This is a genomic window from Peribacillus sp. B65 (assembly GCF_058513295.1).
Map to the genome: position 1 here is coordinate 2,342,657 of NZ_CP195840.1, position 14,721 is coordinate 2,357,377.

A 14,721-nucleotide genomic window follows, 5' to 3' on the forward strand; every position below is an offset into this window, starting at 1 on the left:
GACGAGCCTTGTTTAAGGATCATGCAAACATTATCAATGCAATTTCTACTGCCGGTGAAATCTCGGGTCGGAAAAAATTACAAAAGATCGTTTATATCGCGAAGAAGCTGTCCTTCCCATTTCATGAAAAGTTTCAGTTTCACTTTTATGGACCGTATTCGGAGGAGTTGACCTTACGTATTGAAGAGCTCTGCGAAATGGGCTACTTGAATGAAGTGAGGGAAAAAAAAGCAGGCTATTATCAATATTGTTATTCGATAACGGATGCAGGCCGGGATTTCCTATCCATCCAGGAAGTGGAGATGCCGGCGCTTGAGGCATGCTTACAGGATATGAACGAACAGAATGCCAGGTTTTTGGAGCTGGTTTCAACGGTATTATACTTCGACACGCTTGAAAAAGAGGAAGTCACCGAGAAAATTTTCACGCTGAAAAGCAAACAAAAATATACGCTTGAAGAAATTGATGAGGCATATGAATATATTGAGCAGCTAAAAACAAAAGCTAAGCCGAATTGATGGCTTAGCTTTTCCCCATTATGTAAAACTTATTGATCGCTTTTACGGACACCGGCTACTGCTAAATGATTTTTTGACATTTCTTCAATGAAAATCGTCACGGCTTCAGCTGGTGCTCCAGTTGTTTCCGTAACGGCTGCAGTCACCTTTTCGACTAAAGCCTTTTTTTGTTCGTCTGTACGGCCTTCAAGCATTTTGACTGTTACATATGGCATCTATTTTTCCCCCCTTCCTCTCTTATCTTGTAGTGTTTCACAATGGAAAAAGAAATGCAAGACACGGAAGTCAGAGTTTTTTCACTTCTTGCTCTTTTGATGTATACTAACGGTAATAAACAATGGGGGAGAAGCTATCGATGGAATTCTTTGATCAAATAGGAAGGTTTTTGGCTTATCCTTTGGAACAGCTTCCATATGTCATTGTGTCACTGTTAATCGCATTTACGGTTCATGAATTTTCCCATGCCTATGTGGCCTATAAGTTCGGTGACCCGACTGCAAAGAATGAAGGAAGAGTCACATTGAATCCGATTTCGCATTTGGATCCAATCGGAACTCTGTTGATATTGATAGCCGGATTTGGTTGGGCGAGACCTGTACCGGTTAATCGTTTTCATTTCAAGAATCCAAAATTGGCAGGGGTGCTCGTCTCTTTTGCCGGTCCGTTCAGTAATTTGATTGTTGCAATTTTAGGGTTTTTAATATTTTATGGATTGCTTGCAGCAGGCGTTGGACCTGATTTACCATTATTCGTTCAGCCATTCTTCGAGGTGCTCATAAACTTGAATATCCTTTTGTTTGTATTTAATCTGTTACCGCTGCCGCCGCTCGATGGTTATAGGATCGTACAGGATCTTGTTTCAGCTGACTTCCGGGCAAAAATGACCCAGTATGAACAATATGGCTCACTGATTTTTTTGATTCTGATCATCACACCGCTGAGCAAGTATACAATTGGCCCGATTTTGAACAATGTTGTACCATTGGTAGGCGACGTCCTGAGTCGGTTCTTTACACTTTTGCTTTTTTAAACGATAGGAAATGACTAACCATAAAGGGGGATATAAACATGGATGAACAACCAAAGAAAAAGGTAGGCTTCAATATTATAAAAAACGACCCAACAGAAGGTCATGGCGGATATGGAGCAGGGGTTTTAACGCTCGATAATATTTCCCCGGTCATCATCGATGTTGATGCAGGTGAAGCAGAGGTCGATATCGGCGCGATGCATGCTAGAAGTGCAGTGGAAAAAGGGATCAAGTTTTTAAAGACTAAAGAGGAGGTCCCGAATGCCAAACCTTACTGGCTTGTTTGGGTGACCATTGAAGCCACTCAAAATGGCCCGCACTATGCAGGTGTGACAGCATGTGAAATGATGGTTGACAGGTCAATTAGACGCGGTTACAAATCGCTCCCGGAGCATGTTAACCGGATGGATAAATCGCTAAAGCGAAAAATCATCGTCGAGGACATGGACGATAAATCGAAGCGTGTGCTTGCAGACTTCCTGAAAAATCATGATGCAGGAATGTGGGAGCGTTCTTCAGATCTGCTGAAGGAGTCATTGACGGTTTGAAACTCGATTAATGGGTGAAATGTTAAGTTTAGTGAAAAATGCACTTGTAGGAAAGCGATAAAATCAGTAAACTTAAAGACAGCAGTTTAGTCACTGTGGAACTAGGACAGAAAAACCCCCGAAGCCGATGCCGGCTTCGGGGGTTTTTCGTTATCCCCAAGGTTTTAAGACTTTTTTGTACCATGGGGCCTTTTTATGTTCTTCTTCTTTTGGGGCATGTTTCGGATTCTCGCCCTTAAAGTGCTCGGCACAGTATTCGACAGGTTCGGTCCCTTTAACATAATAAGTCAATCTTGATGCAGGACAGTCCTTTGTGGCCAATTTTCCGCTAACGGGGTTCACGTTTACCCCGATTACGTTTTTGGTTTCCTTAAACGATTTTGCCGGTTTTCCTTGCAGGCCCCTTTCCATATAGGAAGCCCAGATTTTCTTTGCATAGCCTTTTTCAGCAGGGATCTCGATTTTTTTGCCTTGATCATATCCAGTCCATACCCCTGCTACAAGCTCCGGTGTGTAACCGATCATCCAGCTATCAGTCGGAGTGGAGCCTGATTTGCCGGCATATGGGCGGGACAGCTGGGAACTGATGGTGCTGCCGGTCACTTTCGTATAGCCATTTAAGGTTTCATCGAAAACCCCTGTAAGCATCTGGGTCATGACAAATGCCTTATCCTCATCCAAAATCTGTTCCGGTTTATCATTTTCATCAAAAATCACTTCACCTTTTTGATTTTCAACCTTTTTGATAAACACGGGTTCAACCTTCTTGCCGCCGTTAGCCAGAATGCTGTATGCGTTCACCATTTCAATCGCCCTTACACCTGACGTACCGAGTGCCAGGGAAGGAACCGCATCCATCTTTGCCGTGATGCCGAAACGGTGCGCGGTATCGACCAATGTCTGTTCCCCAAGGAACAAGTGCGTTTTTACGGCGAAGATATTATCGGAAAGAGCAATGGCCTGAGCCATCGTGATTTCGCCCTCCGCATATTGATGGTTGTAATTATGCGGTGTGTAAGATGAGTGACCATCATTGAAAGAAAATGTAGTTGTCTCGCTTTTTAAGGTGGTGGACGGTGTGAAACCATTCTCCAGAGCTGAATAGTATAGCAAGGGCTTCATGGTTGAACCAGGCTGGCGAACGGCCTGTGTTGCCCGATTGAATGGCGACTCGGAGTAATCTTTCCCTCCGACCAGTGCACGGACCTCCCCGGTTTCCGGATCCATTGCCACTATCGAGGCTTGAATGCCTGATGACTTGGGTATGGTATTGGAAAGAACTTCTTCGGCAGCGTCCTGCTGGGTTTCGTCCAGTGTTGTATAGACCTTAAGCCCGCCAAGCTCGATCGTCCTGTCATCTAAATGAAGCTGAGTTTTTAAAGCCTGCTTGACGGCATCCTGGAAATAGGGAGCGGTCTTCTTGGTGACCGTTCCGTGTTCCCCTTTTAATGTAAGGGATGTTCGCAGCGCTTCCGCGATATCCTTTTCTGAAACGTAGTTTTTGCTTTTCATGGATTGCAGGACGATTCTCTGCCTTGATTTGGCTTTTTCAAAGTTATCCAATGGAGAATAGTTTGACGGCCCTTTTGGTATTCCGGCCAGCATGCTCGCTTCAGGAAGGGTCAAATCCTTGGCATCCTTGCCAAAGTAATATTGGCTTGCAGCTTGAGCTCCATAGGCACCATGGCCATAGTAAATCGTATTTAAATAGCCTTCTAGAATTTCCTTTTTGGAGTAGTTCATTTCTAAACGTATCGTATAAAAGGCCTCATTAAATTTACGCGACCACGTTTTGTCATGCCCAAGAAACAGGTTCCTGGCATACTGCTGGGTAATGGTGCTCGCACCCTGGACTTTGGACATTGCCTTAATATCAGCAAGGATGGCTCCGCCGATCCGCTTTATATCAAATCCATTATGTGTGTAAAATTGACGGTCCTCAACGGCTACAGTCGCTTTGATGAGCTCTGGTGAAATCGACTCCATTCCGGCCCAATAACGTTTCTGGCCATTATCGGTTTCACCGATCACATTTCCATTATCGCTATAATAGAGAGTGGACTGCGGCACGACCAAAGGAGGCGGACCTAATATTTTTGCATAAATCAGTAAAGAGAGAAGCAATACAAAGAGTATTGTGAGCCCGATTGTGGCAAGGATAATGAAGGCCCGTACATATTTAGTTGTCCTTTTAAATCGTTCGCTTGGAATCAATTCCATTGCTTTCACCTCTCTTATCACGTAAGAATCTAGTATCTATTACTATTATGGAAAAAAAAGAAAATTTTAAACATAAGAACTGCATTTAAGAAATTTATCTTGCAATTCTGCTAGATTCGTCTATAATTTTTCTAGCTAATGACTATACCGATTTTGGGGAACCTATAAGGTGACTGACAATATGAAATGGAAAAGGAGCGTTAATAAATGAGCATTTGGTTTACTGAAAAACAAACAGAGAATTTTGGTATTACGATGAAAGTGAATCGTACTTTACATACGGAGCAAACTGAGTTTCAAAAGCTGGATATGATTGAAACGGAAGAGTGGGGCAATATGCTGTTGCTGGATGACATGGTAATGACTTCACAGCGTGATGAATTCGTTTACCATGAAATGGTAGCCCATGTTCCTTTATTTACCCATCCTAATCCAGAAAACGTTTTGGTTGTAGGAGGAGGGGACGGAGGAGTTATCCGTGAAATCCTAAAACACCCAAGCGTAAAAAAAGCTACATTGGTGGATATCGATGGGAAAGTTATCGAATACTCAAAGAAATTCCTGCCTGAAATCGCAGGCATGCTTGAAGATCCGCGTGTAGACGTACAAGTTGGGGATGGCTTCATGCACATCGCCAAAAGTGAAAATGAATATGACGTGATCATGGTTGACTCGACTGAACCAGTCGGACCTGCTGTCAATTTATTCACTAAAGGTTTTTATGCCGGGATTTCCAAGGCTTTGAAAGAAGACGGGATTTTTGTGGCACAATCCGACAATCCTTGGTTTAAAGCGGACTTAATTCGCGATGTACAACGTGATGTGAAAGAAATTTTCCCAATCACCAGCCTATATTTAGCGAATATCCCGACGTATCCAAGCGGCCTTTGGGCGTTCACGATCGGATCGAAAAAATATAATCCATTAGAAGTGACTGAAGATCGTTTCCATGAATTAGAAACGAAATATTATACAAAAGAACTTCATAAAGCAGCTTTCGTTCTGCCTAAATTCGTTCAAGATTTAGTGAAATAAGGGAGGCATGGACCATGAAATTCGATGAAGCCTATTCAGGCAATGTATTCATTAAAAGCCATCCTGTTTTTGAGGAATCGGAAGCTGTGCTATACGGCATGCCGATGGACTGGACGGTAAGCTTCCGTCCGGGTTCCCGCTTCGGCCCTACCCGAATTCGTGAAGTTTCGATTGGTTTGGAAGAGTACAGCCCGTATTTAGATCGTGAATTAGAAGAAGTTAAATTCTTTGATGCCGGGGATATACCATTACCATTCGGCAATCCGCAGCGCAGTATCGATATGATTGAAAAATATGTCGACAGCTTGTTGGATGCAGGTAAGTTCCCAATAGGTATGGGAGGGGAACATCTTGTAACATGGCCTGTCATCAAAGCCATGTTCAAAAAGTATCCCGATATGGCCATCATCCATATGGATGCCCATACAGATTTACGTGAGGATTATGAAGGAGAGCCGCTTTCCCATGCGTCCATCATCCGTAAATCCGCAGAACTTATCGGCCCGAAAAATGTATACTCTTTCGGCATTCGTTCCGGTTTGAAGGAAGAATTCCAATGGGCGAAAGAAAATGGCATGCACATCTCTAAATTTGAAGTTCTTGAACCTCTGAAAGAAGTACTGCCGCAGTTAGCTGGCCGTCCTGTATATGTGACGATCGACATCGATGTTCTTGATCCTGCGCACGCGCCGGGAACAGGCACCGTAGATTGTGGAGGCATCACCTCCAAAGAGCTTTTAGCTTCGATTCATGAGATAGCACGGTCTGAAATTAATGTAGTCGGCTGCGATTTAGTAGAAGTGGCACCGATTTATGATCCATCCGAGCAAACTGCGAACACTGCGAGCAAGCTGATTCGCGAAATGATTTTAGGTTGGGTTCAAAAAGGTTAATGGATGTAAGACTTGACTTGACTGTTCCTGTTTTTTGGCGGGAATGGTCTTTTTTTATCCATTCAGGGAAAGAATTTTACATCTGATGGACTCTATTTGAATAATTCCGCCCCGATGAGTCATTATTGTGTTAAATTCAAATGAATTGCAACAACATGATTTCGACAGTTTATCCTCACTTTTTTTGATTTACACTTTATTTTCCGCTCCAAGTTGAAACTTCCTTGAAGAATATTTATACTTATAAAGTTAAGAACGACATGATGAAGGAAGTGTAGCTTTGACTCTTCATGATATAGATAAGCAAGCGATTAAAGTGACTTTACAGACAAAAATCAAGCACGGCTCAGAAACGGAAACGTATGAGCTGGTCACATTTGGTACAAAAATGTATAAAGGTGCAGATTTATATTTGCAATATAAAGAGGAAAATGAAGCCGGTCAAACACAAACGACCATCAAGCACAAACTGGATGAAACGATCCTGCTTAGAAATGGTGCCATTAAAATGAGGCAGCTTTTCCGCCTGAAGGAAGCGACAAATGGACATTACGAAAGTATATATGGCAGGTTAGGGTTACGGACGACAGCGAAGAAGATACATCATCAATGGGATGAGCAGACCAAACAAGGGAAACTCGTCCTTAAATATACGTTACATATGCAGGGAAGCGAACCCGGTCAATATGAGATGACGATTTCCTACAAGGAGGAAGCATAGCGAATGAATATAGTAAAAGAGGTACAGGAAAAACTGAAAGAAGAGATTAAAGCGGCAGTCATTAAAGCTGGTTTAGCAACGGAAGAGCAGATTCCAAATGTTGTATTGGAGCTGCCAAGAGATAAGACACATGGAGATTATTCCACGAATATGGCCATGCAATTAACGAAGATTGCAAGGAAAGCACCAAAGATGATAGCAGAGGCAATCATCGAAAACTTTGACAACTCAAAAGCATCCATCGAAAAAATTGAAATTGCAGGACCAGGTTTCATCAACTTCTACATGAATAATGCCTATTTGACAGAATTGGTTCCGGTCATTTTGAAAGTGGATGAAGCATATGGGGAAAGTGACTTTGGAAAAGGGGAAAAAATCCAAGTGGAGTTCGTTTCCGCGAATCCAACCGGTGATCTCCATCTTGGTCATGCACGTGGTGCAGCAGTAGGTGATACGCTATGTAATATCCTCTCTAAAGCAGGTTACGATGTTTCACGTGAATACTATATCAATGATGCAGGAAACCAAATCAATAATTTGGCCATTTCCATAGAAGCCCGCTATTTCCAGGCACTTGGCCTCGAAAAGGATATGCCTGAGGGCGGTTATCATGGCGAAGATATCATTGGCATCGGTAAGACGCTTGCAAGTGAATATGGCGATAAATATGTAAATGCCGATGAGAAGGAACGTTTTGAATTTTTCCGTGAGTACGGCTTGAAATATGAAATGGAAAAACTGAAAACGGACTTGGGTAATTTCCGTGTCGGTTTTGATGTATGGTACTCCGAAACATCCCTCTATCAAGACGGTAAAATTGATGAAGCACTTAAAGTGTTGAGGGAAAGGGGCCATGTTTACGAGGAAGATGGTGCTACATGGTTCCGCTCTACGGAATTAGGCGATGATAAAGACCGTGTGCTTATTAAACAGGATGGGTCTTACACATATCTGACACCGGATATTGCTTATCACCGTAATAAATTGGAACGCGGCTTTGAAACACTGATCAATATCTGGGGTGCAGATCACCACGGCTATATCCCGCGTATGAAAGCGGCTATCGAAGCATTAGGGTACAATCGCGAGCAGCTTGAAGTCGAAATCATCCAGCTTGTACACCTGTACAAGGATGGCGAGAAAATGAAGATGAGCAAGCGTACAGGTAAAGCAGTTACGATGCGTGACCTTATTGATGAAGTAGGTCTGGATGCAACACGGTATTTCTTTGCGATGAGAAGTGCGGATACTCATATGGACTTCGACTTGGATCTTGCGGTCTCACAATCCAATGAAAACCCGGTTTATTATGCACAGTATGCCCACGCCCGTATTTCCAGCATTTTGCGCCAAGGTGTGGAACAAGGGATCAGCTATGAAGGAGTAACTGATTTCTCTTCCCTATCTACTGAAAAAGAAGTGGAACTTTTGAAGAAATTAGGAGAATTCCCGCAGGCAATAGCGGAAGCAGCCGAAAAAAGGATGCCTCACCGCATGACGAATTATATATATGACCTGGCTTCTACATTCCACAGTTTCTATAATGCAGATAAGGTTCTGGATGTTGAAGAGATGGAAAGAAGTAAGGCACGTCTAGGACTGGTCAAATCCGTCCAAATTACTTTAAAGAATGCATTGGCCATCATCGGGGTTTCGGCACCGGAAAAAATGTAATGGAAAAAGCGGCTGTTTCTTGCGAAACAGCCGCTTTTTTTAGGTTAATTAACACTCGACGGCACCGCCGCTCACCCTTTTTACACCACGAACCTTAGCTATATCTTCAATCAGCTGCAGCATCGCCCGGTCCTTCATCTTGGCCTCGATCATGAAATCAACGTCCTGTCCAAGATCCTTAAGCACTTTAAAGAGGGGCATGATGAACTCCAAATCGATATAATCTGCATGTGAGCGAAATTCACCTGCCGATTTTGGGGAGGAAATATGAATCTTTGGTACCGCCCCTGCCTGACTCCAAGTGGTGAACACCTCGGTGAGCAGCTCGTTAAGCGGCTCATCTGAAAGGTTTGCGAGATGATGGTGGTAATCGAATACAAGTGGGATGCCCTCCCTCTTACATACACCCAGGGTTTCAGATGCTGTATAGGTTTTATCATCATTCTCCAAAGTCATTCTTTCCTTGACGTGCATAGGCAGCGATTTAAGGTTGTCATGAACCCTTACAAGGGCGGACTCTTTATCACCATAAGCTCCACCGACATGGATATTGATGAAAGAGGTGTCCGCTATGCCCATTGCATCAAGCATTTTATAATGGAACTCCATATCTTTTACGGCATTTTGTGTAATCTCGGGTTTTGGGCTGGTAAATAGCGTAAACTGATTCGGATGAAAGCTGAGCCTCATCTTGTGAGCAGTGGCCCAATCGCCAAGCTGTTTCCACTCTTTTTTAAAAGGAGTAACGAAATCCCATTCTATTTCGGGATGTGTGGCTAAAGGAACAATGGAACTGGACATCCGGTATATTTCAATTTGGTGTGCCGTGTTATATTGAAGGACCCTTAAGGTATTTTCAATGTTCTGCCTGGTCACATCTAGGAGTTTTTCCTTTCCTTTTTCTGGGCCAAGTGTGCTATATCTCTTGAAAGTAAGTGTCTTAGCCGGAGAAGCTTCCCATAAACAGGTGGCATTGGATACGAATCCAAATCTAATTTTCATTATATTTTTTCTCCTTGAGCAACAGGTTGTCAAAGAAAAGGAGAAAGGATGGAAGCCAGCGATTCTTTTGCAGAACGGACTACATTCATGCTGGAAAGCTCGTCCCCGTTTAGCGGCTTGGATTCGGCCAGGTCCACTGCCAATTCCTTTTCTACACCTTTTATAAATGTCCGGTCAAATATGATGCAGTTTATTTCACTATTTAAAAAACAACTGCGTTTATCAAAATTAGCCGTACCGATATCACACATTATATCATCGATCAGTATCACTTTAGAATGGTAGAACCCTCTTTGAAATTGCATGATTTCAGCCCCGTCTTTTATTAGTACCCGGAAATAGGGAAAAGAAGCTTCCTTGACAAGGGAGTGGTCTGAAATTTCAGGTACGATGACCGTAACGGAAACATTGCGTGCAAGTGCTTCCCTTAATTCTTGAAATAAAGTTTCACTGGGAATGAAGTATGGAGTCCCGATAATGATTTTCTTAGTGGCTTGACGAATCATGTTTGTCAGTGACTGTTCAAGATCACTGCCATTCGTGACGAAAACCTGATGTGCCTGCGTCCCGGGAGTCAATGTCGGGAAATAGGCAGGTGCTCCTCTGTAATCCTCATTTGTATCATAGAACCAATCCGAAAGAAAGACTTCCTGAAGGTCCTTTACACCCTCACCGGTCATTTTTAAATGGTAATCTCTCCATGGGTTCAGCTTCTCCCCCTGGTTAATATACTCCTTACCGATATTAAAGCCGCCAAGATAGCCAATTTTTCCGTCTATCACCGTAATCTTACGGTGGTTTCTTTTTTGTATTGTATAGAAAAGGAAGGGGAGCTTCGGTTTAAAGCTGAAAGAAAAATGAACACCGCTTTCAGTCAGCTCCTGAATGGTTTGACGGGACATCTTTTTACTTCCTATCCAATCGACTAAAAGCCGCACTTCCACGCCCGCTTCCGCTTTTGACTGCAGTAACTTCAAAAAGTCCTTGCTGAATTTATCATTTTTTACTATATAAAAAAGGATATGGATGGAATCCTGAGCTTGCCTGACTTCCTCAATATAATCTTCAAACAGGATTTTCCCTGATGTGAATACAGTCATTTCGCTTTTCCGAGGCGGATATTTAATGTTGGTTGCGTGCTTCAAATAACGCTTATGCCCTACCTTAAGATCAACCCAGCACCAAGAGAAGATCAATAAAAATATAGAGGCAATCGTAGTGATTATCTTCAAAAAAAATCCCCCCTAAATGATTATATTTAGTTTGGCTCTAATTCCCTGTCAGTAACCATTAAAAAGCGGAGAAAGGGTCCTCATTTTTTCAGAATGAAGAAGGGTAATACACAGAATTGTCGAATTATATAATCAAGTAACCGAAAAATTAAATTGATTTAGAAAGAAAAAAGTTGACTGAATGCTCATTCATTATATAATGGAGTTAATCAAATTTCAGAAAAATGCCAAATTTCCCATAATGGTACCTGGCATTTTACAATTTACTAAAGAGGGGGAAAGACTGCATGGAAATGAATGGCTTACTGTGGATCAACTTAGTTGCATTCCTGCTTGTAACCGCTTACGCCGCCGGTTTATTTGTCTATTTGATAAAGACTCGTATAGCTTATATAAAACTTGGCAAAAAAGTGGAATTCGATAACCGTGTGAAGGATCGTCTTGTTAAAATTGGGGTTTATGTATTTGGACAGAAGAAGCTCTTTAAAGATAAAAAAAGCGGGATCATTCATGCCTTGTTATTTTATGGTTTCATCTTAGTGCAATTTGGCGCACTTGACTTTTTCGTTAAAGGCTTAAGACCGGGGTGGCATTTACCGTTTGGACCTGTTTATCCGGCCTTTACTTTCTTCCAGGAAATTGTGACGCTTACCGTTCTTGTTGCAATCCTATGGGCGGCATACCGTCGTTATGTCGAAAAGCTCGTTCGCTTGAAAAGGGATTTCAAAGCAGGCCTGGTTGTCATCTTCATTACCGGAATCATGATTACCGTATTGCTGGGGAATGGAATGGGAATGATCTGGCATGGACACGATGCAACTTGGTCAGAGCCAGTCGCATCAAGCATCGCTTTCCTATTCGGCTGGATGGGGACAACAGCGGCAACCGTCGTTTTTTATGTAGCTTGGTGGCTGCATTTACTGATCATATTATCTTTCCTTGTTTATATCCCGCAATCTAAGCACGCTCACTTGATTGCCGGTCCGATAAATGTATTCCTGAATCGCCTGGACAATCCCGGGAAATTGAAACCGGTAGATTTGGAAGAAGAGATTCTCGACAAAGAAGGAAATCAATATTATGGTGCCAAATATATCGAAGACTTGACGCAATATCAAATGGTGGACCTCTATGCCTGTGTGGAGTGCGGGCGCTGTACGAATATGTGCCCTGCTACAGGTACCGGTAAAATGCTGTCACCGATGGATATCATAATCAAGATGCGTGACCATTTAACAAATACAGGCGCTGCCGTTACTACGAAGCAGCCATGGGTGCCATCTTTTGTTTTTGGGAATACGAAAGGAAATAAGATCGCTTTGGCTGGTGCCGCGCAGGGGGCGCAGGAATCAGCTGCAGCAACAGAAGCTTACAGTCCGAGCCTGATTGGCGAAGTCATTACGGAAGAAGAACTTTGGGCTTGTACCACATGCCGGAACTGTGAAGATCAATGCCCGGTAATGAATGAACATGTTGACAAAATCATCGATATGCGCCGTTATCTAGTGTTGACGGAAGGCAGACTTGATCCTGATGCGCAACGTGCCATGACGAATATTGAGCGTCAAGGGAACCCGTGGGGACTGAATCGTAAAGAGAGAGAAGATTGGCGAAGCCTTCGGGAAGATGTCAGCGTCCCAACCGTAAAGGAATTAAAAAAGGCAGACGAAGAATTCGAGTATTTATTTTGGGTGGGTTCAATGGGGTCGTATGATAACCGGAGCCAGAAAATTGCCCTTTCCTTTGCTAAATTGTTGAATGAAGCAGGCGTTAAATTTGCAATTCTCGGAAATAAGGAGAAAAACTCAGGGGATACTCCGCGTCGATTGGGTAATGAGTTTGTTTTCCAGGAGCTTGCAATGAAAAATATAGAAGAATTCCAGAAGAATGAAATCAGGAAAATCGTTACGATCGATCCGCATGCATACAATATCTTTAAGAATGAGTATCCGGATTTTGGCTTGGAAGCTGAAGTGTATCACCATACTGAATTGTTAGCCAAACTTGTCAGTGAAGGCAGGTTGGTCCCTCAGTATCCTGTTAATGAGACGATTACATTCCACGATTCCTGTTACTTGGGAAGGTACAATGAAGTTTACAGCCCGCCGCGTGAAATCTTGCAATCCATTGCTGGTGTGAAACTTATTGAAATGGAGCGTAACCGTGAAAAGGGTATGTGCTGTGGAGCAGGAGGCGGTTTGATGTGGATGGAAGAGGAAACAGGAAATCGCATTAATGTGGCCCGTACCGAACAAGCTCTGGCCGTCAGTCCAACAGTGATCAGTTCAGGATGTCCTTATTGCCTGACCATGCTATCCGATGGGACGAAAGCAAAAGAGGTTGAGGAAAATGTTAAAACGTATGATGTAGCAGAACTGCTCGAAAAAGCGGTCATTGGTGAAAACAAATCGATTGCCTCTTAATTTTAATTGAATTGCCTGCTTCTTTTATAAAAGATGAAACAAAAGGGAGCAGGCAATTTTTTTCAATATTTATAAACTAAATATTTTCATTTTTGAGAAAAATGTGTAATATATTATAATATTAAGCGCTTACAACACTATTTTTTTAACTCCAAATTGAGCGAGCGTTCAATCAATGTTACTTATAGGGGGAAATAATGATGGCGAAAACAGTGATTATTAGCGGTGTGAGAACACCTTTTGGTAAATTTGGCGGTGGCCTTAGCAGTTTGACGGCATCACAACTTGGTGGAATAGCAATCAAAGAGGCACTTGTTCGGGCAGGGATTGAAGGCAGCCAAGTAGATGAGGTCATCATGGGGAATGTGCTTCAGGCTGGCCAAGGCCAAATACCGTCCCGCCAGGCAGCCCGCCATGCTGGATTGCCATGGGAAGTAAAAACGGAAACCATTAATAAAGTATGCGCATCAGGACTTCGCAGTGTGACATTGGCTGATCAGATCATTCGTTTAGGTGAAGAAGAAATCATTGTTGCAGGCGGAATGGAATCGATGAGCAATGCTCCTTATATCCTTCCGAAAGCAAGGTGGGGCCTAAGGATGGGTGATGGAGAGCTTAAGGATACGATGATTTCGGATGGACTTAGCTGCAGCTTTACGGGCGTGCATATGGGGACTTACGGAAACAGTACTGCCGAGGACCTTGAAATCACCCGTGAGGAACAGGATAGCTGGGCTTACGAAAGTCATCAAAAAGCGATAAAAGCAATCGATGGCGGTATCCTTGCAGAAGAAATCATTTCCGTACAGGTGCCTGTGCGGAAAGGCGAGCCAATTACCGTTGAACATGATGAAGCCCCAAGAAAAGATACCTCTGCCGGGAAGTTAGCTAAATTAGGTCCAGCTTTCAGTAATGACGGGACCATTACGGCAGGTAATGCACCAGGTGTCAATGATGGGGCAGGTGCACTCGTATTGATGAGTGAGGAACGTGCGGAAAAGGAAGGGAAAACGCCTTTTGCCTATATTTTAGCTCATGCAGAAGTGGCAGTGGAAGCAAAGGACTTCCCTAAAACGCCAGGTTTGGTCATAAATGAACTCCTGAAGAAGACAGGTAAATCGATAGAGGAAATTGATTTGTTTGAAGTGAACGAAGCATTTGCTGCGGTTGCGCTGGCCAGTGGGAAAATTGCCAACATCGAGCCGGGAAAAGTGAATGTAAACGGAGGGGCTGTAGCATTAGGTCACCCGATCGGGGCGAGTGGTGCCCGCATCATCATTACGCTGATGCATGAACTGAAACGCCGCGGAGGGGGATTGGGCATCGCAGCGATCTGCAGTGGCGGCGGTCAGGGAGATGCCATTTTAATTGAAGTGCCTAAGCAATGATAATAGTTTCATAGATAGATACATGAGGAGGGATTTT

13 protein-coding genes are annotated in these 14,721 nt (G+C 43.2%); 9 read left to right on the top strand and 4 right to left on the bottom strand.

Annotation, left to right across the window (positions count from 1 at the left end):
- Positions 1–8: 8 nt before the first annotated feature.
- A complete protein-coding gene (locus ACSR9O_RS11505; protein WP_098185024.1) occupies positions 9–518 on the top strand; it encodes a YwgA family protein in 510 nt (169 codons plus the stop codon).
- A gap of 29 nt (positions 519–547) precedes the next feature.
- Here ACSR9O_RS11505 and thmT read toward each other — a convergent pair whose 3' ends face one another.
- Entirely contained in the window at positions 548–733 is a 186-nt protein-coding gene (thmT, locus tag ACSR9O_RS11510; RefSeq protein WP_061465772.1) for a 2-hydroxymuconate tautomerase, read from the bottom strand.
- Positions 734–873: 140 nt separating this feature from the next.
- Here thmT and ACSR9O_RS11515 point away from each other — a divergent pair, with 140 nt between their 5' ends.
- Together ACSR9O_RS11515 and ACSR9O_RS11520 are read left to right on the top strand one after the other, a co-directional pair.
- The gene (locus ACSR9O_RS11515) at positions 874–1,548 is read left to right on the top strand and encodes a site-2 protease family protein (protein WP_491724424.1); all 675 of its coding nucleotides are present in this window, start codon (positions 874–876) and stop codon (positions 1,546–1,548) included.
- 38 nt (positions 1,549–1,586) lie between these two features.
- The gene (locus ACSR9O_RS11520; protein WP_230176101.1) at positions 1,587–2,096 is read left to right on the top strand and encodes a YwhD family protein; all 510 of its coding nucleotides are present in this window, start codon (positions 1,587–1,589) and stop codon (positions 2,094–2,096) included.
- A 150-nt stretch (positions 2,097–2,246) separates the two neighbouring features.
- Here the strand turns inward: ACSR9O_RS11520 and ACSR9O_RS11525 are convergent, their stop codons facing one another.
- Positions 2,247–4,316 (bottom strand): transglycosylase domain-containing protein, encoded by a 2,070-nt coding sequence (locus ACSR9O_RS11525; protein ID WP_491724425.1) that lies wholly within the window; start codon positions 4,314–4,316, stop codon positions 2,247–2,249.
- 207 nt (positions 4,317–4,523) lie between these two features.
- Here ACSR9O_RS11525 and speE point away from each other — a divergent pair, with 207 nt between their 5' ends.
- From speE to argS, 4 genes are all read left to right on the top strand, one after another.
- Positions 4,524–5,351 (top strand): spermidine synthase, encoded by an 828-nt coding sequence (speE, locus tag ACSR9O_RS11530; RefSeq protein WP_101223866.1) that lies wholly within the window; start codon positions 4,524–4,526, stop codon positions 5,349–5,351.
- Positions 5,352–5,365: 14 nt separating this feature from the next.
- Entirely contained in the window at positions 5,366–6,244 is an 879-nt protein-coding gene (gene speB, locus ACSR9O_RS11535) for an agmatinase (RefSeq protein ID WP_101223865.1), read from the top strand.
- A gap of 280 nt (positions 6,245–6,524) precedes the next feature.
- Positions 6,525–6,965, top strand: coding sequence for a YwiB family protein (locus ACSR9O_RS11540; RefSeq protein WP_101223864.1), 441 nt, complete (start codon positions 6,525–6,527; stop codon positions 6,963–6,965).
- Between the two features lie 3 nt (positions 6,966–6,968).
- Entirely contained in the window at positions 6,969–8,639 is a 1,671-nt protein-coding gene (argS, locus tag ACSR9O_RS11545; RefSeq protein ID WP_260358799.1) for an arginine--tRNA ligase, read from the top strand.
- 48 nt (positions 8,640–8,687) lie between these two features.
- Here argS and uvsE read toward each other — a convergent pair whose 3' ends face one another.
- Complete coding sequence (gene uvsE / locus ACSR9O_RS11550; protein ID WP_101223862.1) at positions 8,688–9,641, bottom strand: UV DNA damage repair endonuclease UvsE; 954 nt, start codon at positions 9,639–9,641, stop codon at positions 8,688–8,690.
- 29 nt (positions 9,642–9,670) lie between these two features.
- Positions 9,671–10,873, bottom strand: coding sequence for a cardiolipin synthase (gene cls, locus ACSR9O_RS11555; RefSeq protein WP_260358798.1), 1,203 nt, complete (start codon positions 10,871–10,873; stop codon positions 9,671–9,673).
- Positions 10,874–11,166: 293 nt separating this feature from the next.
- Here cls and ACSR9O_RS11560 point away from each other — a divergent pair, with 293 nt between their 5' ends.
- Both ACSR9O_RS11560 and ACSR9O_RS11565 read left to right on the top strand, forming a co-directional pair.
- Positions 11,167–13,296 carry a (Fe-S)-binding protein gene (locus tag ACSR9O_RS11560; RefSeq protein ID WP_101224012.1) on the top strand — a complete coding sequence of 710 codons (2,130 nt, stop codon included), beginning with the start codon at positions 11,167–11,169 and terminating at the stop codon, positions 13,294–13,296.
- 200 nt (positions 13,297–13,496) lie between these two features.
- On the top strand, positions 13,497–14,684 hold the full coding sequence (locus ACSR9O_RS11565) for an acetyl-CoA C-acetyltransferase (protein WP_491724426.1): 1,188 nt from the start codon (positions 13,497–13,499) through the stop codon (positions 14,682–14,684).
- Positions 14,685–14,721 lie beyond the last annotated feature (37 nt).

Excerpts from the sequence above, each read along its gene's own strand:
- thmT (WP_061465772.1), bottom strand. The coding sequence starts at position 733 with ATGCCATATGTAACAGTCAAAATGCTTGAAGGCCGTACAGACGAACAA.
- ACSR9O_RS11515 (WP_491724424.1), top strand. The coding sequence starts at position 874 with ATGGAATTCTTTGATCAAATAGGAAGGTTTTTGGCTTATCCTTTGGAA.
- ACSR9O_RS11520 (WP_230176101.1), top strand. The coding sequence starts at position 1,587 with ATGGATGAACAACCAAAGAAAAAGGTAGGCTTCAATATTATAAAAAAC.
- ACSR9O_RS11525 (WP_491724425.1), bottom strand. The coding sequence starts at position 4,316 with ATGGAATTGATTCCAAGCGAACGATTTAAAAGGACAACTAAATATGTA.
- speE (WP_101223866.1), top strand. The coding sequence starts at position 4,524 with ATGAGCATTTGGTTTACTGAAAAACAAACAGAGAATTTTGGTATTACG.
- speB (WP_101223865.1), top strand. The coding sequence starts at position 5,366 with ATGAAATTCGATGAAGCCTATTCAGGCAATGTATTCATTAAAAGCCAT.
- argS (WP_260358799.1), top strand. The coding sequence starts at position 6,969 with ATGAATATAGTAAAAGAGGTACAGGAAAAACTGAAAGAAGAGATTAAA.
- uvsE (WP_101223862.1), bottom strand. The coding sequence starts at position 9,641 with ATGAAAATTAGATTTGGATTCGTATCCAATGCCACCTGTTTATGGGAA.
- ACSR9O_RS11560 (WP_101224012.1), top strand. The coding sequence starts at position 11,167 with ATGAATGGCTTACTGTGGATCAACTTAGTTGCATTCCTGCTTGTAACC.
- ACSR9O_RS11565 (WP_491724426.1), top strand. The coding sequence starts at position 13,497 with ATGGCGAAAACAGTGATTATTAGCGGTGTGAGAACACCTTTTGGTAAA.